17 protein-coding genes are annotated in these 19522 nt (G+C 58.8%); 14 read left to right on the top strand and 3 right to left on the bottom strand.

Features of this window, described 5'->3' with window-relative positions:
* The first annotated feature begins 25 nt into the window (after positions 1 to 25).
* From ACQ4OB_RS04085 to ACQ4OB_RS04065, 5 genes are all read left to right on the top strand, one after another.
* Positions 26 to 1003 (top strand): glycosyltransferase, encoded by a 978-nt coding sequence (locus ACQ4OB_RS04085; protein ID WP_074877763.1) that lies wholly within the window; start codon positions 26 to 28, stop codon positions 1001 to 1003.
* Between the two features lie 7 nt (positions 1004 to 1010).
* On the top strand, positions 1011 to 1946 hold the full coding sequence (locus ACQ4OB_RS04080; RefSeq protein ID WP_074877761.1) for a DUF535 family protein: 936 nt from the start codon (positions 1011 to 1013) through the stop codon (positions 1944 to 1946).
* 75 nt (positions 1947 to 2021) lie between these two features.
* Entirely contained in the window at positions 2022 to 3224 is a 1203-nt protein-coding gene (locus tag ACQ4OB_RS04075) for a glycosyltransferase (protein WP_074877760.1), read from the top strand.
* A complete protein-coding gene (locus ACQ4OB_RS04070; protein WP_102614244.1) occupies positions 3221 to 4408 on the top strand; it encodes a glycosyltransferase family 2 protein in 1188 nt (395 codons plus the stop codon). The genes ACQ4OB_RS04075 and ACQ4OB_RS04070 overlap by 4 nt, the downstream gene beginning before the upstream one ends.
* Positions 4408 to 5157, top strand: a complete 750-nt coding sequence (locus ACQ4OB_RS04065) for a WecB/TagA/CpsF family glycosyltransferase (protein WP_430955174.1) — start codon at positions 4408 to 4410, stop codon at positions 5155 to 5157. Before ACQ4OB_RS04070 ends, ACQ4OB_RS04065 begins: the two co-directional genes overlap by 1 nt.
* Positions 5158 to 5249: 92 nt before the next feature.
* On the opposite strand, the gene ACQ4OB_RS04060 is transcribed toward ACQ4OB_RS04065, so the two are convergent.
* Positions 5250 to 6674, bottom strand: a complete 1425-nt coding sequence (locus ACQ4OB_RS04060) for an undecaprenyl-phosphate glucose phosphotransferase (RefSeq protein ID WP_074877754.1) — start codon at positions 6672 to 6674, stop codon at positions 5250 to 5252.
* Positions 6675 to 7154: 480 nt separating this feature from the next.
* On the bottom strand, positions 7155 to 8339 hold the full coding sequence (locus tag ACQ4OB_RS04055; RefSeq protein ID WP_074877752.1) for an acetyl-CoA C-acyltransferase family protein: 1185 nt from the start codon (positions 8337 to 8339) through the stop codon (positions 7155 to 7157).
* A 352-nt stretch (positions 8340 to 8691) separates the two neighbouring features.
* On the opposite strand from ACQ4OB_RS04055, the gene ACQ4OB_RS04050 reads away from it, so the two are divergent.
* From ACQ4OB_RS04050 to ACQ4OB_RS04020, 7 genes are all read left to right on the top strand, one after another.
* Entirely contained in the window at positions 8692 to 9672 is a 981-nt protein-coding gene (locus ACQ4OB_RS04050) for a quinone oxidoreductase family protein (RefSeq protein WP_074877750.1), read from the top strand.
* A gap of 14 nt (positions 9673 to 9686) precedes the next feature.
* Positions 9687 to 10535 (top strand): TauD/TfdA dioxygenase family protein, encoded by an 849-nt coding sequence (locus ACQ4OB_RS04045; protein WP_008020209.1) that lies wholly within the window; start codon positions 9687 to 9689, stop codon positions 10533 to 10535.
* An 87-nt stretch (positions 10536 to 10622) separates the two neighbouring features.
* Complete coding sequence (locus tag ACQ4OB_RS04040; RefSeq protein ID WP_008155072.1) at positions 10623 to 11675, top strand: 3-keto-5-aminohexanoate cleavage protein; 1053 nt, start codon at positions 10623 to 10625, stop codon at positions 11673 to 11675.
* Positions 11676 to 11767: 92 nt separating this feature from the next.
* Positions 11768 to 13099 carry an MFS transporter gene (locus ACQ4OB_RS04035; protein ID WP_074877748.1) on the top strand — a complete coding sequence of 444 codons (1332 nt, stop codon included), beginning with the start codon at positions 11768 to 11770 and terminating at the stop codon, positions 13097 to 13099.
* On the top strand, positions 13096 to 13761 hold the full coding sequence (locus ACQ4OB_RS04030; protein ID WP_074877746.1) for a DsbA family oxidoreductase: 666 nt from the start codon (positions 13096 to 13098) through the stop codon (positions 13759 to 13761). Before ACQ4OB_RS04035 ends, ACQ4OB_RS04030 begins: the two co-directional genes overlap by 4 nt.
* Positions 13758 to 14084, top strand: a complete 327-nt coding sequence (locus ACQ4OB_RS04025) for a Rieske (2Fe-2S) protein (RefSeq protein WP_102614247.1) — start codon at positions 13758 to 13760, stop codon at positions 14082 to 14084. The genes ACQ4OB_RS04030 and ACQ4OB_RS04025 overlap by 4 nt, the downstream gene beginning before the upstream one ends.
* The gene (locus ACQ4OB_RS04020; RefSeq protein ID WP_074877741.1) at positions 14081 to 15091 is read left to right on the top strand and encodes a YeiH family protein; all 1011 of its coding nucleotides are present in this window, start codon (positions 14081 to 14083) and stop codon (positions 15089 to 15091) included. The genes ACQ4OB_RS04025 and ACQ4OB_RS04020 overlap by 4 nt, the downstream gene beginning before the upstream one ends.
* A 308-nt stretch (positions 15092 to 15399) precedes the next feature.
* Here ACQ4OB_RS04020 and ACQ4OB_RS04015 read toward each other — a convergent pair whose 3' ends face one another.
* Complete coding sequence (locus ACQ4OB_RS04015) at positions 15400 to 16452, bottom strand: AraC family transcriptional regulator (RefSeq protein ID WP_074877738.1); 1053 nt, start codon at positions 16450 to 16452, stop codon at positions 15400 to 15402.
* Positions 16453 to 16809: 357 nt separating this feature from the next.
* Here ACQ4OB_RS04015 and ACQ4OB_RS04010 point away from each other — a divergent pair, with 357 nt between their 5' ends.
* The gene (locus tag ACQ4OB_RS04010; protein WP_074880755.1) at positions 16810 to 17376 is read left to right on the top strand and encodes an RBBP9/YdeN family alpha/beta hydrolase; all 567 of its coding nucleotides are present in this window, start codon (positions 16810 to 16812) and stop codon (positions 17374 to 17376) included.
* Positions 17377 to 17503: 127 nt separating this feature from the next.
* Complete coding sequence (locus tag ACQ4OB_RS04005) at positions 17504 to 19516, top strand: DUF1302 domain-containing protein (RefSeq protein WP_430955173.1); 2013 nt, start codon at positions 17504 to 17506, stop codon at positions 19514 to 19516.
* Positions 19517 to 19522 lie beyond the last annotated feature (6 nt).

The raw sequence follows: 19522 nt of genomic DNA, 5'->3' as shown, positions 1-19522 counted from the left end.
TCAATTGCGTCGCTGAGTGAACGCCATGGTTATGGGGATGGGTGTCGTTGTTATCGGTCGCAACGAAGGCCTACGACTTGAGCGTTGCCTGACTTCCCTCGTCGGTTCGGCGCAGAAGGTTGTATATGTCGACTCTGGATCAACGGACGATTCAGTGCAGACGGCACTCAGGCTTGGGGTCGATGTGGTTGAGTTGGATATGACGATTCCCTTTACGGCTGCGCGTGCACGCAATGAAGGATTTGCCTGCCTGAAACGCTCATTGCCGCAGATGAGTTATGTGCAGTTCGTCGACGGTGATTGCGAGGTTGTCGGCGGTTGGCTCCCCCGGGCGCAGGCCTTTCTTGATAAGCATCCTGACGTCGCGGTGGTCTGCGGACGGCGCCGTGAACGTTTTCCGCAGCACTCGGTTTACAACCTGCTGTGTGATTTCGAATGGGATACGCCGGTAGGCGAGGCCAAGGCATGTGGTGGCGATGCGCTGATGCGGGCCGACGCCTTTGCCGAAGCATCCGGGTTTCGACCGGGACTTATTGCCGGGGAAGAGCCTGAATTGTGCGTGCGTCTGCGCGGGAATGGCTGGAAGGTCTGGCGTCTGGGCGAGGAAATGACCTTGCATGATGCAACCATGACCCGGTTCGGCCAATGGTGGCAGCGTACCCTGCGCGGTGGTTATGCCTTTGCCGAGGGCGCATTTTTACATGGGGCCGCACCGGAGCAACATTGGTTGCGCGAGTCACGCCGTGCCTGGTTCTGGGGATTGGGTGTCCCGCTGGCAACTGTTATCGCGAGTTTGGTGGCGGGGTGGTTTGGACTGCTTGTGCTGCTGGTCTATCCACTGCAAGTCGTGCGCCTCGCCCGCAGGGGCGACAGATCCACACGCGAGAACTGGCTGCGGGCTTTTTTTCTGGTGCTGGGGAAATTTCCCGAGATGCTCGGGCAAGTCAAGTTTCTACTGAACAGATTCGGCGCCAGCAAGACGGCGTTGATCGAATACAAGTGAGACTTATATGAATAATTGGGTGATAGTAAAAAGTGTATTTTTTTTACATGCCGGGTACTCTTTAAGGGCGTTGAATAATAAGTTTAAGATGCTGGTGCTGGTTGTAAAAAACTGGTCCGAACTTAAGTTGTTTTGCGGGCGTATGTCGAGCGCCTTGGGTAAGTCCGGTGTCGAGAAATTAGGCGGGGATTGTGTCGGCGTTGTTCATTGGCCCTACATCAGCAGAAACTGGGGCCCGAAGAATAAACTTGGCGTGTTGGCCTCGCATTACGAAGTGGTCACCCAACGCTGTCCGCAACTATTGCTGTTGGGGCGAAATGAAAGTTTGCTGCTGAGTGATTTATCGGAGTTTGCTGCTGGCTGCTCCCTGGTGCTGGATCGTCCCTTCTGGTTTATGCGTGAAGGGGAATTGGTGCTGAACTTGTTTCAGGGGGATCTGCGCATTGCATCTATAGCATTTACTTTGTGTCGTACAGACACTGAACTATGTATTTTTATTGGCGCCGTTCAGGGGATACATAAAGGCGTCGACAGTGAACTGTCGTTGAGTATCTACAGGGACCTGACAAAAGACTTTGAAGGTCTTCGACCAAGAAGCTTTCTGATTGAAGTCATTAAATACATTGCCATTAACATCGGTGTTGAGAAAATTTACGCAGTAGGGGACGGGTATCGCCACCATCGTCATCCGTATTTTGGCGCTCACAAAGCTCTGGAACTGGCGGCAAATTACGATGTGATCTGGTTAGAGCATGGCGCGACGCCGTCAGAGCGCGAAGATTTTTTTGAGATTCCAATGGTTCTGTCCAGGAAACCGCTCGACAGTATTGCGTCAAAAAAACGCGCCATGTATCGCCGGCGCTATGAGCTGCTGGACGACACTTTTAAAAAGATAGACAGCGTGTTGATAGGTAGTTATTGCAGTAACCGTGAAGCTGGTTGAGGTTCCTGCTACCTGTACTACTGTGGGATTGCTTGCAGTAATAATCCACCGCAACGACAACTAAGTCTGGTTCCTATGCGCATCGCCTATTTCATCAATCAATACCCCAAAGTCAGCCATAGTTTCATTCGCCGGGAGATTTTGGCGTTGGAACGTCAGGGGTTTGTGGTGCAGCGCATTGCTCTGCGTGGCTGGGATGCCGAACTGGTGGATGCCGAGGACGTGTCTGAACGCGATAAAACCCAGTATGTGCTGGAGGGCGGAGTCAAAGCGCTGTTAGTGCCTGTGCTGCAGGTATTGCGCGCCCAACCGCGACGGTTTTTTTCGGCGCTGTGGCTGGCGCTGCGCATGGGCCAGCGTGCTGATCGTCCCTGGCCATACCATTTGGTTTATTTATCCGAGGCGTGTGGTGTGCTGATGTGGTTGCAGGCGTTTGGAGCCGAGCACGTGCATGCGCATTTCGGCACCAACTCAACCGAGGTGGTGATGCTGGCCAATGTACTCGGTGGGCCAGCGTACAGTTTTACCGTGCACGGGCCGGAAGAGTTCGACAAACCGCAGTTTATTCATTTGGGCGAGAAAGTCCGGCGCGCGGCTTTTGTCGCGGCGATCAGTTCTTATGGGCGTAGCCAGCTGTTTCGCTGGGTGGCTCATGCGCATTGGCCAAGAGTAAAGGTGGTGCACTGCGGGCTGGAGCGGGCGTTTCACGATGTGCCGGCCGTTGCCGTGCCATCTGCGCCGCGGTTGGTTTGCGTCGGTCGTTTGTGTGAGCAAAAGGGACAACTGTTGTTGCTTGAGGCTGTCCGCAGCCTGGCAGCACAAGACGTGGAGTTCGAACTGGTACTGGCGGGTGATGGGGAAATGCGCGCAGAAATCGAAAGCCTGATTGCACGGCATGGCTTGCAAGCACGGGTGCGAATTACCGGCTGGATCAGCAGCGATCAGGTGCGGGCGGAAATTCTCGCGGCGCGGGCCTTGGTGTTGCCGAGTTTCGCCGAGGGGTTGCCAGTGGTCATCATGGAAGCCATGGCGTTGCGCCGACCAGTATTGACGAGCTATGTGGCAGGGATTCCCGAGTTGGTACAACAGGGTGTGAACGGTTGGTTGTTTCCCGCGGGAGCCGTGGATGAATTGGCGGCGGCGCTGGCGGACTGCCTCGCGCAACCTGTCGAGGTGTTGCAGCGGATGGGCGAGGCGGCTTACCAGAGAGTGCTGGAGCGACACGACATCGACATCGAAGCGGCCAAGTTGGCTAATTTGTTCAGGGCGCAAGCATGACTACATTACTTGGTTGGCTGTTCAGCTCACTGCTGATGCTCATCCTCCTGCCGGTGTTGGTGCTGTTTGTGCAGGTGTTGATGGCCTGCCTGCCTGCGCGTTCGCCTGCGTCGGCGCAAGGCTCGCGACCGCGGGTGGCGGTGTTGATACCGGCACACGATGAATCCTCGGTCATCGTCGCGACGTTGAATAGCATTCGGCCGCAGTTGCTTTCGGGTGATCGCCTGCTGGTGGTAGCGGATAACTGTTCTGACGACACGGCGGCGCTGGCCCGCACGGCGGGCGCCGAGGTGGTGGAGCGCAGCAATGCTCAGCAGCGTGGCAAGGGTTATGCGGTGGACTGTGGGGTACGTCATTTGGCCAGCGATGCGCCGGACGTCATGATTGTTGTCGATGCGGACTGCCAGGTGGCCGAGGGCTCAATTGAGCGTTTGGCCATCCGTTGCATCGACTCAGGGCGGCCAGCGCAAGCTCTTAATTTAATGCTTGCTCCGGCAGGTTCCGGGCTAAAAGTGCGGCTTGCCGAGTTTGCCTGGTGTGTGAAGAATCGGGTACGGCCGCAGGGTTGGACCCGACTTGGTTTGCCCTGTCAGCTAATGGGCACGGGAATGGCTTTCGTCTGGCAGGATCTGACGTTGATCAATTTGGCCAGTGGCCACATCGTTGAAGATTTGAAGATGGGCCTGGATTTATGCCGAAACGGCAAGCCGCCGGTGTTCTGCCCCGATGCTCTGGTGACCAGTTACTTTCCGCGCAGCGATGAAGGCTTAACGACCCAGCGTACGCGCTGGGAACATGGTCATTTAGGCGTAATTCTTGGGGACACGCCAAAGTTGCTGGTCGAGTCGCTTGGCCAGCGTAACTGGCGTCTGCTGGCGATGACCCTGGATTTGCTGGTCCCTCCGTTGGCCTTATTGACGTTGGCCTTGGCGGCGGCATTTGTTCTGTCATGGTTGGTCTTTCTACTGTCCGGAGCGTTGGCGCCCGCATTGATAGCTTCTTGCGGGGTGGCAATTTTGGGTGTGGCTATCTTGCTGGCATGGAGCCAATTTGGTCGCGGGATTATTTCTTTTTCAGCCTTGATGTATGCGCCGTTCTACGCGATGAGGAAAATCCCGCTGTATCTCGGGTTTTTGCTCAAACGCCAGGTTGAATGGGTGCGGTCGAAGCGAGATGACAGCTAATGCGCGCTTTATCCTGGCAGCACAGCTGGCAAACGATTACCCGGAAACTCAGGGTGGTCAGCGATGCTGATGACGAGCAAGCATTGATTGATGCGTTATCCAGACCTGACGTAACGACAGTGCTCGGGTTCGCCAATGCCCATGCCATGAATCTGGTGGCGGCCAACCCCGACTACTTCAACGCCCTGTTGGCTACGGACGTGTTACTACGGGATGGCTCCGGCATGGCTATTCTGTTTCGTCGCCTCGGCCTGGAGCCGGGGTTGAATATGAATGGCACCGATTTCATTCCCAAGTTATTGGCCGCGTTCAAGGGCCGTCGCGTGGCTTTCTGGGGTACTGAAGAGCCCTTTCTGGCCAACGCGGTGCAGCGAAGCGAAGCGATATTTGCGGTCAATGTCGTCTCTGCTCACCATGGTTTTGCGTCGGTGGATACCTATGTAAACCTTGCCCGGCAGTTTCAGCCGGAACTGGTTGTGCTGGGTATGGGCATGCCCAAGCAGGAAGCCGTTGCTGCGAGGTTAGCCGCCAATGGCACGCCCTGTCTGGTCGTGTGCGGAGGGGCGATCCTGGATTTTCTCGGCGGCAAAGTCACTCGTGCTCCGCAGTGGGTGCGGCGTCTCGGTTGTGAGTGGGTGTTCAGGCTGATAGGTGAGCCAAAGCGCTTATTCAGACGCTATGTGCTGGGTAATCCGATGTTCTTGTTGCGTACATTGATCTACAGGGACAAGGGCAGGGGTAATGCGTAAGTTCATATCCGTTTGGCGGTCTTTTTAAATAACCTCCATTGTTCCGGGGGAACCCTGAATGGCCTTGAGATCGCCCAGACACTCGAGAATGGCTAGTAGGCATGTTTGCCGGAGAAGGCAAACACCGTTCGTAAAAGGATGACGAAATCGAGCCATAGCGACCAGTTGTTGATGTACTCGATGTCTGAGTCAACACGCCGAATCATCTGATCGATATCCTTCGTTTCACCTCGATAGCCACGTACCTGAGCCAGGCCTGTGATGCCCGGCTTAATGTTGTGACGTGCAAAGTAGCCCGAGACATCGGGCGAGTACTGCACATCGTGTTGGATAGCGTGCGGGCGAGGCCCCACCAAAGACATTTCCCCCATCAAAACGTTAAACAACTGCGGTAGTTCATCCAGGCTGGTTCGCCGAATAAAGGCCCCAACCCTGGTCATGCGCGGGTCGTTCTTTTGCGCCTGTTTGACGATGCCGTCTTCATCCTGATGGACGACCATGCTTCTGAACTTCCAGATCCGAAAAGCTTCTCCACTCCAGCCCATCCGCTGCTGACGAAAGAATATCGGGCCGGGGCTATCGAGCTTGATGGCAATGGCGACGACTACCAGGACGGGTGCTGCAAGAACCAAAATGAGAAAGGCCAGGACTTTGTCCTCAAGGTTCTTCAGAAACAGGCGCATCCCCATCAACGGAGTTTCAGACAGGGTCAGGACGGGAATGCCGGCAATTTCGCGAACGCTGTGGTTGATCAGGCGCAACGAGAAAATGTCAGGCACCCAGTTAACAGAGATGTGTTTATCGAACAGCCTTAAGTAAACATCCTGGATGACCTCTGAGCCACCCAGAGGGGTCACGAAATAGACGGTACGAATGGCATGTTTGACAACTAACTCATCAAGGTCGGCGATATCGCCCAGGATCGACAGACGCTGAGCGCCTTCCAGACTTTCCTTTCCCCGGTCATCGTCCGCGCCAATCAACACACAGCCAACTATGCGCTCGCCGAGCCAGGGGTTATTGCTGATTTTCTTGTGAAGATAGCTGGCCAGTTCGCCCGAGCCAATGATGAGCGAGTTTTCCAATTGAGTCGGATGGGCCAAAAACTTTTTTTGCATCTCGCGGGTCGCGAGGTGCAAAAGCAACTGAGCAAAATATCCAACAACGAATAACTGCCCGACCAATAAACGCGAGTACTGTTCGCTTTGCTTGGTAAGAAAGGCCATGGCAACGAGAAAGCCAAACGTGGCAGTCCATGCTTTCAAAAGCTTGAAGGCTTTGACGGTAAAACCGACATTGCTGCGGTAAATGGCGTAGTGGTCGTACACGACGGCCAAAGCCCCCAGCAGCAACAGGAGCAGGATGACATAGGACTGCGTTATGAAGCCGATATGATAATTGATCAAAAACCATGCAACACCGGTCACCGCAACACAATCGAGACCCGCCTGGACAACGATACTGGTGCTGCTTCTTCGCTGGAGAACGGAACGGGTACTGTTGGGCTCAAATATCATATTTAGACCTCATGTCTGCTGCCCCTCGCGCTCGATGACGCGATTCAGTTCATGCAGCCCTCGCTTGAGAGCATTGGCGTCACCGTGATCAGCCACCCACCTTCGAAAATGACAAGCGTTGGGGGCATGTGGGGGCGCGTGCTATCACTTTAGCAGTGCTGTGAAATCATTCACTGGAACTGCTTGGTTCTGCGTAGTTTAGTAGAACCTTGCGCACGCATTTGCTTGATCAGTTCGGCGCGGGTGCCGGGGAGGTAGAACATGTTTTTTGCGCAAATACCGCCATGTCGTCAGCGCGCCAAGGCTGATAACTCGCCAGCGTGCTGTTGTCCGCCTTGCAATCAATCGGGGAGGGAGTTCGAGTGGGGTCGTGCAGTATTCGAGGCTTGCACCGAGCTGGAATCTGCGTGCATTGCGCACTGATTCCATCGCACTAAAACGAGGCGGCGCCATAATCGGCGCCGCCTTCGTTTGGGTCGATCAGACGCGTTCGAACAACACGGCGATGCCTTGGCCGCCGCCGATGCACATGGTTGCCAGGGCATAACGACCCTGAACACGCTGCAGTTCATGAATCGCCTTGGTGGCGATAATCGCACCGGTCGCGCCCACCGGGTGGCCCAGAGAAATCCCCGAACCGTTCGGGTTGACCTTCTCCGGGTCGAAGCCCAGCTCCTGCGCCACGGCACACGCCTGGGCCGCGAATGCTTCGTTGGATTCGATGACATCCAGGTCGGCAACGGACAGGCCGGCGCGTTTGAGGACCAGACGGGTGGCGGGAATCGGTCCCAACCCCATCAGCTCGGGTTCCACGCCGGCATGGGCATAGCCGACCAGTCGGGCGATGGGCTTGAGGCCTTGGTCGAGAACCATCTGACCCGTGGCCAGGATCAATGCACCGGCACCATCGTTGAGGCCGGACGCGTTGCCGGCGGTGACGCTGCCATCTTTTTTGAAGGCCGGCTTCATCTTGCCCAATTGCTCGGCATTGACCTCGGCGCGCACATGCTCGTCCGTCGCAAACGTCACGGTGCCTTTGCGCGATGCCACTTCGATCGGCACGATCTGGTCGGTAAATCGCCCTTCGGCAATCGCCCGGGCCGCTCGTTGCTGGCTGAGCAGCGCCAACTCATCCTGAGCCTGACGAGTGATGCCATAGCGCTCGGCGATGTTTTCCGCAGTAATGCCCATATGGAAACCGCCAAACGGGTCTTGCAGAACGCCGAGCACGTAGTCGATGGCTTGCATATCGCCCATGCGTGCGCCCCAGCGCGCCTGCGGCAACAGATAAGTCCCGCGGCTCATGGATTCGACGCCACCCGCCAGCGCAGCCCCGGCATCCCCGAGCATCAAACTTTGAGCGGCACTGACAATGGCCTGCAAACCAGAACCGCAGAGGCGGTTGACGTTGAAGGCGGGCGTCTCTTTCGGCAGGCCGGCATTCATCGCCACGGCACGAGAGATGTAGGCATCACGTGCTTCCGTCGGGATCACATGCCCCATCACCACGTGACCGATGTGTTCAGGCGCCAGCCCCGAACGTTCAATGGCGGCGCGGCAAACATCAGTCGCCAATTGAATGGGCGGCACATCTTTGAGCGAACCGCCAAAGCTGCCGATAGCGGAGCGGACGGCGCTGATGACAAAAATGTCGGATGGGTTCATGCGGGTTCCCCTGGAACAGTCCTGGATTCAAGTGTGCTTTTGCACTGTTATTTGGAGTGAGTCTAGACACCGTGATGATTTTGGCCTATGCCAAAACTGCTCAAGGGGGGTGGCGTTTTTGGCCATTTCAGTTGAAGTCGCTTTTTGATCTCTTCGTGGTCCGTAAGCTGTTCACTCACTCTCCCAATGGCCAAGGCTTTCTGGTTCCCGGGATCTTGTACAACCACCCGGTTGTCATGAAATGAAAAGCCATTGTCGTCTGATGAGAAGCGACCCTGCAGACGTCGTCCTACAGTCCAATCAGCGCAATTCGACGCAGCACGCCCATCTTGCAGATTGGAGAATAAGAAAAATGGCCAAAGCCGTACGCTTCTACGAAACCGGTGGTCCCGAAGTCCTCCGCTATGAGGAGGTCGAAGTTGGCGACCCCGGTCCAGGCCAGGTTCGTCTTCGTCATGTGGCGGTCGGCCTGAACTATGCCGACACCTACTTTCGCAACGGCACTTACCCGATCCCGATGCCCAACGGCATGGGGGTTGAAGCGTCCGGTGTGGTCCAGGCCATCGGCGAGGGGGTTACCAATGTCCGTGTAGGCGATCGCGTCACCTACACCGGGTTTCTCAATACCTTGGGGGCCTACAGCACCGAACGCCTGATCCCGGCCGCGCCGTTGATCAAGCTGCCGGAAACCATCAGTTTCGAGACCGCCGCCGCCATGACCATGCGCGGCCTGACCTCTTCGTACCTGATGCGGCGCATTTACGATTTCAAGGCTGGCGACAGCATTCTGCTGCACGCCGCTGCCGGTGGTGTGGGCCTGATCGTTTCGCAGTGGGCCAAGCTGCTCGGCCTGACCGTCATCGGCACCGTGTCCACCGCGGTCAAGGGTGAAATTGCCCTGGCCCATGGCTGCGACCATGTCATCAATTACAGCCACGAAGATGTCGCCCAGCGCGTGCGCGAGTTGACTGATGGCGTGGGGGTCAACGTGGTGTTCGACAGCGTCGGCAAGAACACCTTCATGGGTTCGCTGGATTCGCTCAAGCGTCGTGGCCTGATGGTGTGCGTCGGCACGGCATCCGGTCCGATCCCGGCCTTCGACCCGGTAATGCTGGCGATGAAAGGCTCGCTGTTCATGACGCGTCCGGCCCTGGCCGATTACATTTCCGACCCCGCGGAAAAAGCGGCCCTGGCTGGCGAATTGTTCGACCACGTTGGTAGCGGTCGGATCAAGATCGAGATCAACCAGCACTATGCTTTGCAGGATGCCGTGCAGGCCCATCGCGACCTGGAATCACGCAAAACCACGGGCTCTTCGATTTTCGTCATTTAAGGGAGTTGTCCGCCATGAAAGTCGAACAATTGACCTGCAGCATTGGCGCCGAACTGATCGGCGTCAACCTCGCCGACGCGGTGCATGACGACGGTCTTTTTGCCGAGATTCGTGCTCAGTTGCTCAAGCATCGAGTGGTGTTCCTGCGCGATCAGGACATCACTCGTGCCGAGCACGTGGCTTTCGCCCGCCGCTTCGGTGAGTTGGAGGACCATCCGGTGGCTGGCAGTGATCCGGATCATCCCGGGCTGGTGCGCATCTACAAGAACCCGGACCAGCCGATGGACCGCTACGAAAATGCCTGGCACACCGATGCGACCTGGCGCGAGGCGCCGCCGATGGGCTGCGTGCTGCGCTGCGTGGAATGCCCACCGGTGGGCGGCGACACCATGTGGGCCAACATGGTCGAGGCCTATGCGCGCTTGCCGGAGGACGTGAAGGTGAAGATTGCCGACCTGCGCGCCCGCCACAGCATCGAAGCGAGTTTCGGTGCCGCCATGCCAATCGAAAAGCGTCTGGCGCTCAAGGCGATGTATCCGGATGCCGAGCACCCGGTGGTGCGTACCCACCCGGAAACCGGGGAGAAGGTGCTGTTCGTCAACGCCTTCACCACGCACTTGAGCAACTACCACACCCCCGAGCGGGTGCGCTTCGGCCAGGATGCCAACCCTGGCGCGAGCGAGTTGCTGCGCTACCTGATCAGCCAGGCCTACATCCCCGAGTATCAGGTGCGCTGGCGCTGGAAACCCAACAGCATCGCCATCTGGGACAACCGCAGCACCCAGCATTACGCCGTCATGGATTACCCGCCGTGCCATCGCAAGATGGAGCGTGCCGGGATCATCGGCGACAAGACCTACTGATCGACCGCAACTGCATTCGCACTCGTAAACACGCCTGCCCGGCACGATCCCGGGTGGGCGCGACAATCATAAGAACAGGAGTAACTCATGCAATTCTTCGACGATTCCCTGCACCCGGAAAACATGGAAAAGGTGGTGATCACCGTGGCCCCGTACGGCCCGGAATGGATGCCTGAAGACTTCCCCGAAGACATCCCGCTGACCATGGACGAACAGGTGCAAAAAGCGGTCGAATGTTACGAGGCCGGTGCCACCGTCCTGCACTTGCACGTTCGCGAGCTGGACGGCAAGGGTTCCAAGCGCCTGTCCAAATTCAACGAGTTGATCGCCGGCGTGCGTGAAGCCGTGCCGGACATGATCATCCAGGTCGGTGGCTCGATTTCCTTTGCGCCGGAAAGCGATGGCGAAGCCGCCAAGTGGCTGTCTGACGATACCCGGCACATGCTGGCCGAGCTGACGCCAAAACCGGATCAGGTCACGGTGGCCATCAACACCACCCAGATGAACATCATGGAGCTGCTGTATCCGGAATACCTGGAAGGCACGTCCCTGGCCAATCCGCTGTATCAGGCCGCCTACAGCGAAATGACCGTTCCGGCAGGCCCGGCCTGGGTCGCCGAGCACCTCAAGCGTCTGATGGACAACGGCATCCAGCCGCACTTCCAGCTGACGGGCATGCATGCCATGGAAACCCTCGAGCGTCTGGTGCGCAGGGGCGTCTACAAGGGCCCGTTGAACCTGACCTGGATCGGTATCGGCGGCGGTTTCGATGGCCCCAATCCGTTTAACTTCTTCAACTTCATCCACCGCGCGCCAGACGGTTGCACCCTGACCTCTGAGTCGCTGCTGAAAAACGTCATGCCGTTCAACACCATGTCGATGGCCATGGGTATGCACCCGCGTGTGGGCAATGAAGACACTATCATTGATCACAAGGGCGATCGTTTCGGCTCGGTTGCGCAAATCAAGCAAACCGTGCGCATCGCTCATGAGCTGGGTCGCGAAATCGCCACGGGTAAAGAAGCCCGTGAGATCTACCGCATCGGTGTGCAGTACCAAAGCATCGAAGAAACCCTGTTGGCCAATGGCATGGCCCCCAACCGCAAGGCCGGGCAGAAAGGTGTGCCGCAACGCGGCTGATCGGCAGACGAAGCGGGCGGTCAATGGCCTCCCGCTCGCTGCACTGCAACACGCTTGATAACAACAATAAAACAAAGCTTTGAGGAGGCTGCATGGCCTTTCACCCAATCGCTGCAGACGATGACGACTGCAGTGGCGTCGGCGTTGCGCGCAAGTACGCCTGGATCGTCTTTGCACTGACGTTCGGGCTGTTGATTTCCGATTACATGTCACGTCAGGTGCTGAACGCGGTGTTCCCGATGCTCAAGGGCGAATGGGCCCTGAGCGACGGCCAGCTCGGCCTGCTCAGTGGCATTGTCGCCCTGATGGTGGGGCTGCTGACCATTCCCCTGTCATTGCTGGCGGATCGCTTCGGCCGGGTAAAAAGCCTGGCGCTGATGGCTTTGCTGTGGAGCCTGGCGACGCTGGGCTGCGCATTGGCGCAGGACTATCAGCAGATGTTCATTGCACGGTTCATGGTCGGCGTCGGTGAAGCGGCGTACGGCAGCGTAGGCATCGCCGTGGTGATCTCGGTATTTCCCAAACACATGCGGGCAACCCTGGCCAGTGCGTTCATGGCGGGTGGCATGTTCGGTTCGGTGTTAGGGATGGCGCTGGGCGGTGCAATCGCCGCCAAGCTTGGCTGGCGATGGTCGTTTGCCGGCATGGCGCTGTTCGGCCTGCTGCTGGCGGTGCTTTATCCGATCATCGTCAAGGAAGCACGCATTGCGCCGCAACGTGCCGCTCAGGTGGCGAACAAGGCAGCTGCCGCGGTCAAGCGCCCGTTGCGTACGCTGTTTTCCAGCCGCTCGGTGATCGCGGCCTACATCGGCAGTGGCTTGCAACTGTTCGTCGGCGGCACCGTGATTGTGTGGATGCCCAGTTACCTCAATCGTTATTACGACATGGCCACCGACAAGGCAGGTGGCCTCGCGGCAATCATCGTGCTGTGCAGCGGGGCGGGGATGATCCTGTGCGGCATGCTCAGTGATCGACTGTGTCGCCATTCGCCGGAGCGCAAAGTGGCGTTGGCCATCGCTTATTGCCTGGGCAGTTGCCTGTTGTTGTCGGCGGCGTTCGCTCTGCCGGCGGGGCCTGGGCAGTTGCTGCTGATCTGCCTGGGCATGTTGATTGCCGCCGGCACGACCGGCCCTTGCGGAGCGATGGTTGCCAACCTGACGCATTACTCGGTCCACGGCACGGCCTTCGCCACGTTGACCCTGGCCAACAACATGCTGGGGCTCGCGCCTGGGCCGTTCATCACGGGCAGGGTGTCCGACCTGATTGGCTTGCAGGCTGCTTTTCAGCTGGTGCCACTGGTCAGCATCGCGGCGGCGGCGGTGTTCTTTTATGCCAAGTGTCATTACCACAAGGACATTGCCCGGCTTAAGGGCGAGCAAGTCCGAGATTCGATTAGCAAAGCGGTGTTAGAGGTGAAGTTGTGAGTGGTCGTCGTTTACGTATTGATGTGTTCTTCGATTTCATCTGCCCCTGGTGCCTGATCGGCAAGCGTCAACTGGAGCATGCGCAGGTACAGTTTCGCAGTCGCCACCCGGACGTGCAGATCACCACGGTGTGGCATGGCGTGCAGTTGCTGCCTCAGTTGCCGGTAGAAGGTGAACCCTTCGCCGATTTCTATCGCAAACGTCTGGGCAATGCCGACGCCATGACCATGCGCCAGGCCCAGGTACAGCAGGCTGCTGCGGCGGTTGGACTGACCATCGACCTCAGCCGTATCGAGACGATGCCCAACACCGCCGACGCCCACCGTTTGTTCGAACGCGTCAGCGTACTGGGCAATGCTGCTCAGCGTGAAATGTTGCTTGAACGGCTGTTCGCCGCTTATTTCCGCAAACGCGAAAACCTCGGGTGCCGCGAGACCTTGCTCGCCATTGCCCGCGCCTGCGGCGTCGATACGGACGTGGTGCTCGATTGCCTGAAGGGCGACGCCACGCCATTTGAAGGCTTGCCCGGCGCGACCAGTGGGGTGCCGAGCTTTCAGTTCGACCGCCGTATGACGGTGATCGGTGCACAACCTGCCCAGGCGCTGCTCGGGGCCATGAGCCAGGCACTGAAAGAAAGTGATAACGAGCGGCAACCGGCATGAACCGGCGTATCCCCGTGCCTGCCGGAAAACTTCCGCAGGCGGGCGGTCGTGCACTGTTCGAATTCGATGACAAAAGCCTGGCGTTATTCAACGTCGAAGGTGACGTGTTCGCCATCGACGACAGTTGCCCGCACCAGGGCGCCTCGCTGTGTGGCGGGCGCCTTGATGGACGGGTGATTCAATGCTGCGCCCATGGCCTGCGCTTCGATTTGCGCAGCGGTTACTTGCTCAATTCCACCGCAGTCAAAGTCGCCAATTATCCGGTCGAGATCATCGACGGCCAGGCATTCATCGTTATCGTTGCCGAGGAGTCCGCGCCATGAGCGCCATCGCTCTCACCCGTATCCACAGCCGAACGCGCGAGCTGGCGCCAGGCTTTGTCGTTAGCCTGATCGTCGCAGCCGCTGCGTCCTTTTTGTCCGAGCACTATGGCGCGCCGGTAATGCTGTTCGCTTTGTTGCTGGGCATGGCGCTGAACTTCCTGGCCGGTGACGGTGCCTGCAAGGCTGGCATCGAGTTCACCGCACGCACCGTGTTGCGCATTGGCGTGGCGCTGCTGGGCATGCGCATCACGCTTGAGCAGATTGCCGCGCTGGGCTGGAAGCCTGTGGCGCTGGTGGTGATTGTGGTGGTGGTGACCATCGGCGTTTCAGTGATCGCAGCCAAGGCGCTGGGCTTCCAGCGTTTGTTCGGCATGCTCACCGGTGGCGCCACCGCGATTTGTGGTGCATCGGCCGCATTGGCGCTGGCGGCGGCATTGCCCAATCATCCGCAGAAAGAACGCGCGACATTGTTCACGGTGATCGGGGTGTCGGCGCTGTCGACCCTGGCGATGATCGTGTACCCGATGATTGCCAATTGGCTGTCGTTGTCGCCACAAGTGGCGGGCGTGTTCCTGGGGGCGACCATTCACGATGTCGCCCAGGTGGTCGGTGCCGGTTACAGCATGTCGACCGAGACCGGCGATACGGCCACGGTGGTCAAGTTGATGCGGGTTGCCATGCTGCTGCCGGTGATCGTCTGTGCCGCCATGATCACCCGCATGCAAGGTGCCGATCCGGCCGGAAAACGGCCGCCGCTGCTGCCTTGGTTCGCCGTCGGGTTTCTGATCCTGGCCTGTATCAACAGCACCGGCTGGGTGGCCCCGGTGGTGCAAGGGTCGGTCAATGAACTGTCGCGCTGGTGCCTGGTGGTTTCCATCAGCGCCCTGGGCATGAAAACCCAGCTCAAGGAGCTGGCGGCGGTGGGCATCAAACCGATCCTGCTGATGGTGGGGGAAACGGTGTTCCTCGTCGTGCTGGTGCTGCTGTTGCTGCGTTGGGGCCTCTAAGTCCGTTAAAAATATTGGCGGCGGTAATGCGATCCGTAGCAGCTGTCGAGCCTGCGAGGCTGCGTTCGGCTGCGGAGCAGTCGTAAAACCAGAACCTGCGGTGCATCAGGCAAAACGTGTCAGCCGGATTCACGATTGCTTCGCAGCCGAACGCAGCCTCGCAGGCTCGACAGCTGCTACAGCCGGACCTCGCTCCACATTGCAGTGGAACTCCTCGGCCGGTGTGTCATAAACACCGGTTCTTTTTACGGCGACTGTGCCAGCAGTCGCCGTTTTTTTTTGCCTGTCCTGCGTCTGTTCCGTCCGGTTCAGGGTTCGCTGGGGCCGGGCAGGGGGCTCAGGTCCGACGGTGCCTTGACGGTGTGCTTTTGCGCGCTGCGCCAAGCGGCGGGCGGCATGCCGAACTGGGTGATGAACCAGCGGGTGAAGGAACTCGCCATGGAGTAGCCGAGCATGTCGGCGATCCGGCCCAACGAATAATTCGGGTTTTCCAGGTAGCGCAACACCAGGTCACGGCGCACGTCGTTGATCAGGTCGTTGAAGGCGCAGCCGTCGTCTTTGAGGCGACGTTGCAGGGTGCGTACGTTCATGCCCTGGGTCTGGGCGATCTGCTCGATGGTGGCGCGCCCCATCGGCAACAACAGGTAAATGGCTTTGCGCACCTCGAACAGCATCGACGGGCCTTCGTGGTGCAGCAGTGAGTCGAGGTAACTCTGGGCGTAGCGCGCCATGGCCGGGTCGGCATGGGGGTTGGTCATGTCGAGGCTAGCATTGGGACAGACGATGCCATTGAACTCGCTGCCGAACTCCAGTTTGCAACCGAACAGGCGGCGATGCAGTTGCAGGTTGTCGGGAGGCTGGTGCGTGAAGTTGACGCTGTAGGGTTGCCAGTGCGCGCCGAGCAGGGCGGCGCACAGGCGGAACATCACCCCGATCGCCAGTTCATTGGCTTGTCGGCAGGGCATCGGCGATTCGGTGACCACCTCTTCGCGAATGATCACCATCTTGCCCGCCTCCTCGATGAAGAGGGCCAGCGAATCGTTCATCAGATGACGGTAGTGCACCAACACTTGCAACGTGTCGCGCAGCGTACGCTGGTGGCTGAGCAGCAGGCTGACCACGCCGAAGTCCGAGAGCTGGCGCGACTCGGCCATGCTCAGGCCGAAACTCTGGCAGCCACTGGCGACGGCCGAATCCTCCAGCAAACGCACGGCGGCATCGATGGGAATGCGATGTTCAGGGGCTAGCAGCTTGGCTTTGCTCAAGCCGACGCCGGCCAATACATCGCGCGGGTTGAACCCCAGGTATTGAGTAACCTCCAGGTAGTTGGTCAAGACGGCGGCGCGAACAAGCTTGGGCATGCGAAGGTCTTTCCTGGGCCAGTTGCGATTCAAATTTGCGTGGCGACTATATCCAGCACATCAACGATTGAACAGTTGTGACGTTGTCGAGGGCGTTCGCCCAATGCTGTCCAAAATCACACCGTCGTTGTCCAGCAATCGACGCTCACCCTTTGATTACAGTGAGCTGTAGAGAACCTGTGGGGATATTAGACCAATGGTCGCTGTGTGCCCGACACCTGGAAATCTGTCATGAAAAGAAAAGTGCCTGACGTCTAATGAAAAGCGCTTCGGGCGGGCGCTCTTTAATGTCAGTCCTACAAAAAGCCCCTGGCGAACAGAGCCAGTCGAGTCATCGAGAAAGCGAAGGTGTTGAAAGTGAACAAACTGCAAACTGCAGCAACCGTTCTGATCGTACCGGGCCTGCGCGAGCACGTAGCCGAGCATTGGCAAACGCTGCTGGAGGCCAGGCTGTGCAAAGTACGCAGTGTGCCACCGCTGGACACCGACAAGCTCGATTGCGCCAAGCGGGTCGAAGCGATCCAGCACGCGCTGGAGCAGATCGACGGGCCGGTGATTCTGGTCGCTCACAGCGCGGGTGTGCTGATGGTCGCGCACTGGGCGGCGCAGCACAGTCGGCCGATCAAGGGTGCGCTGCTGGCCGCTCCGCCGGACCTCGATGCCCAGTGGCCGCAGGGCTACCCATCCGCTGAAACCCTGCGTAGCCAGGGTTGGGACCCTCTGCCCAAAGGCCGGTTGCCGTTCCGCAGCCTGGTGGCCGCCAGTACCAACGACCACCTTGCCAGCCTGGATGCCGCCACGCGCATGGCCGACGGCTGGGGCAGCGAACTGCTCAACCTCGGCGAAGTCGGTCACCTCAATCCTGCTGCCGGGTATGGGCACTGGCCACACGCCGAAGCCCTCATCCTCGAGCTGGATCGTTAGTTCAGGCGCCGTTTGGCCCGCGCCATCCGGCATTTGCCCTCATTCCTGAAACCGTAAACCCCTGGAACAAGGGGTTGCGCGAGGGCGGCTGCGCTTAAAACAAATACAAAAAGGCGGAGACAACGCAATGCACAACAATAAGAGTCACGGGTTCGCACCCTCGCGTTACACCTTGTTGGCCTCGGCCATCCTGGCCGCAGCCGTGCCGGTCGCGCAGGCGATCGAGCTCGACACAGGTAACCCGGACTGGACCGTACGTCTTGATAACACCGTGAAGTACAACTACGGCGTACGCACCGAAAGCGCTGACAAACGCATGCTGGCAACGCCGAACAACAACGACGGCGACTACAACTTCCGCAAGGCCGGGACCAACATCACCAACCGTGTCGACCTGTTGACCGAGCTGGATGTGGTCTACCAGAACCACATGGGTTTTCGTGTCAGTGCGGCCAGTTGGTATGACAAGGCCTATGAAAACACCGGTTCCAATTCCAACCCGTTCGTCAACGGCAACGACGCAAGGTCGGGGCTGGTCGCCAACGATCCACGTCTGGCCGGCGTCACCGGTGACAACGTTGGCAACGGCAGCCCGCACTTGAGCAACTATGCCCAGCGTTACTACACCGGGCCGTCCGGCGAAATCCTCGATGCCTTCGTGTTCTACAGCACCGAAGTGGGCGAGGAGTCACTGCTGAGCGTCAAGGCCGGTCAGCACAACGTGTTCTGGGGCGAGACCATTCTCAACCCGGTGCACTCGAACAGTTACGGCCAATCGGGCCTGGACCTGGCCAAACTGGCTGCCTCGCCCGGTACCGAAGCCAAGGAACTGTTCGTTCCGCGTAACCAGTTGTCGATGTCGTTCACCGTCAATCCCGAGTTGACCGTGGGTGCCCAGTATTTCCTCGATTGGGATGCTGCGCGCCTGCCTGAAGCCGGTACTTACTATGGTGGTTCCGATCTGGTCGGTTTCGGTGCGCAGTCGTTCCTGCTGGGCAACACCAATGGCGTGGTGCCGGGCAGCCCCCTGGGTTGTGGCCTGGCGCCCTGCAATGGCTTGACCAATGTGCGTCGCGGTCATGACCTGACACCGGACAAGCGCGGTGACTGGGGCGTTATGGCCAAGTGGTCGCCGGCCTGGCTGGATGGCACCCTCGGCGTTTACTACCGCGAAACCTCGGAAATCCTGCCGCAAGCCTGGCTGGATGCCAGAGGCCTGAGTTCGGCCAACCCCAACGGCACCCGGCCGGCCGGGCAAGTGCCTGCGGTGATCAACACGCTCAACTCGCTGAGCACCGCCACCTATCAAATGGCCTATGCCGACAACATCAAGATCGTTGGCTTGAGCCTGTCCAAGGATGTGGGCGGGGTGAGCGTCGGTTCTGACCTGAACATCCGTCACAACATGCCGCTGGCCAGTATTCCGGCGGTTGTCAGCACGAACAGTCCGCTGGGCCTGGGCGCGGGTCTTGGCCTGTTGCCGGCGCGTACGGCGGCCACCGGTGTGGTGTATGACACCCCGCAGGGGGGCGACAGCATGGCCGCCACTGGCGACACCTTGCACTGGACGCTCAACGGTCTGATGACCATTGCCAAAACGCCGGTGTTCGATTCGGCAACCCTGCTGGGCGAGCTGTATTACAGCAACCTGCTCAAGCTCGATAGCAAGAACGAGGCGCTCTACAAAGGCAAGGACACCTATCGCGGCATCGACCAGCCGACCCGGGACAACTGGGGCATCGCGGTCAACTTCACGCCGACTTGGTACCAGGTGTTTCCCGGCGTCGACCTCAACGCACCGATGTCCATCAACGTCGGTCTCGACGGCGTCTCACCGGTCTCCGGTGGCGGTGCCAAGGACACCGGAAACTACGCCATCGGCCTCGGGGCCGTTGTGTACAACAAATACTTCGTTGACCTGAAGTACGTGGACTCCTTCGGCAAGACCGACAAGTGCGACACCAGCGGTCTGAGCACCGGCGCGGCCAATGCCGGCAGCGGCGACGGTTCCACACCCAATGCCTTTAGCGGCAATGAAAACTACGCCTGTTACGGCGGTGGCTACTCAGCCTTCTCCGGTGGAGGGGCCACGACTGAGGACCGTGGCGCCGTTTACCTGACGATGAAAACCACTTTTTGATGCACC

The organism is Pseudomonas sp. ES4, from assembly GCF_050586665.1.
Classification (GTDB): Bacteria; Pseudomonadota; Gammaproteobacteria; order Pseudomonadales; family Pseudomonadaceae; genus Aquipseudomonas; species Aquipseudomonas frederiksbergensis.
The sequence above is the reverse complement of the archived record's forward strand: the minus strand, read 5'-3'. Positions and strand labels throughout refer to the sequence as shown.

What these genes read in the sequence shown, in the direction of transcription:
- ACQ4OB_RS04085 (WP_074877763.1), top strand. Translation starts at nt 26, where the DNA reads ATGGTTATGGGGATGGGTGTCGTTGTTATCGGTCGCAACGAAGGCCTA.
- ACQ4OB_RS04080 (WP_074877761.1), top strand. Translation starts at nt 1,011, where the DNA reads ATGAATAATTGGGTGATAGTAAAAAGTGTATTTTTTTTACATGCCGGG.
- ACQ4OB_RS04075 (WP_074877760.1), top strand. Translation starts at nt 2,022, where the DNA reads ATGCGCATCGCCTATTTCATCAATCAATACCCCAAAGTCAGCCATAGT.
- ACQ4OB_RS04070 (WP_102614244.1), top strand. Translation starts at nt 3,221, where the DNA reads ATGACTACATTACTTGGTTGGCTGTTCAGCTCACTGCTGATGCTCATC.
- ACQ4OB_RS04065 (WP_430955174.1), top strand. Translation starts at nt 4,408, where the DNA reads ATGCGCGCTTTATCCTGGCAGCACAGCTGGCAAACGATTACCCGGAAA.
- ACQ4OB_RS04060 (WP_074877754.1), bottom strand. Translation starts at nt 6,674, where the DNA reads ATGATATTTGAGCCCAACAGTACCCGTTCCGTTCTCCAGCGAAGAAGC.
- ACQ4OB_RS04055 (WP_074877752.1), bottom strand. Translation starts at nt 8,339, where the DNA reads ATGAACCCATCCGACATTTTTGTCATCAGCGCCGTCCGCTCCGCTATC.
- ACQ4OB_RS04050 (WP_074877750.1), top strand. Translation starts at nt 8,692, where the DNA reads ATGGCCAAAGCCGTACGCTTCTACGAAACCGGTGGTCCCGAAGTCCTC.
- ACQ4OB_RS04045 (WP_008020209.1), top strand. Translation starts at nt 9,687, where the DNA reads ATGAAAGTCGAACAATTGACCTGCAGCATTGGCGCCGAACTGATCGGC.
- ACQ4OB_RS04040 (WP_008155072.1), top strand. Translation starts at nt 10,623, where the DNA reads ATGCAATTCTTCGACGATTCCCTGCACCCGGAAAACATGGAAAAGGTG.
- ACQ4OB_RS04035 (WP_074877748.1), top strand. Translation starts at nt 11,768, where the DNA reads ATGGCCTTTCACCCAATCGCTGCAGACGATGACGACTGCAGTGGCGTC.
- ACQ4OB_RS04025 (WP_102614247.1), top strand. Translation starts at nt 13,758, where the DNA reads ATGAACCGGCGTATCCCCGTGCCTGCCGGAAAACTTCCGCAGGCGGGC.
- ACQ4OB_RS04020 (WP_074877741.1), top strand. Translation starts at nt 14,081, where the DNA reads ATGAGCGCCATCGCTCTCACCCGTATCCACAGCCGAACGCGCGAGCTG.
- ACQ4OB_RS04015 (WP_074877738.1), bottom strand. Translation starts at nt 16,452, where the DNA reads ATGCCCAAGCTTGTTCGCGCCGCCGTCTTGACCAACTACCTGGAGGTT.
- ACQ4OB_RS04005 (WP_430955173.1), top strand. Translation starts at nt 17,504, where the DNA reads ATGCACAACAATAAGAGTCACGGGTTCGCACCCTCGCGTTACACCTTG.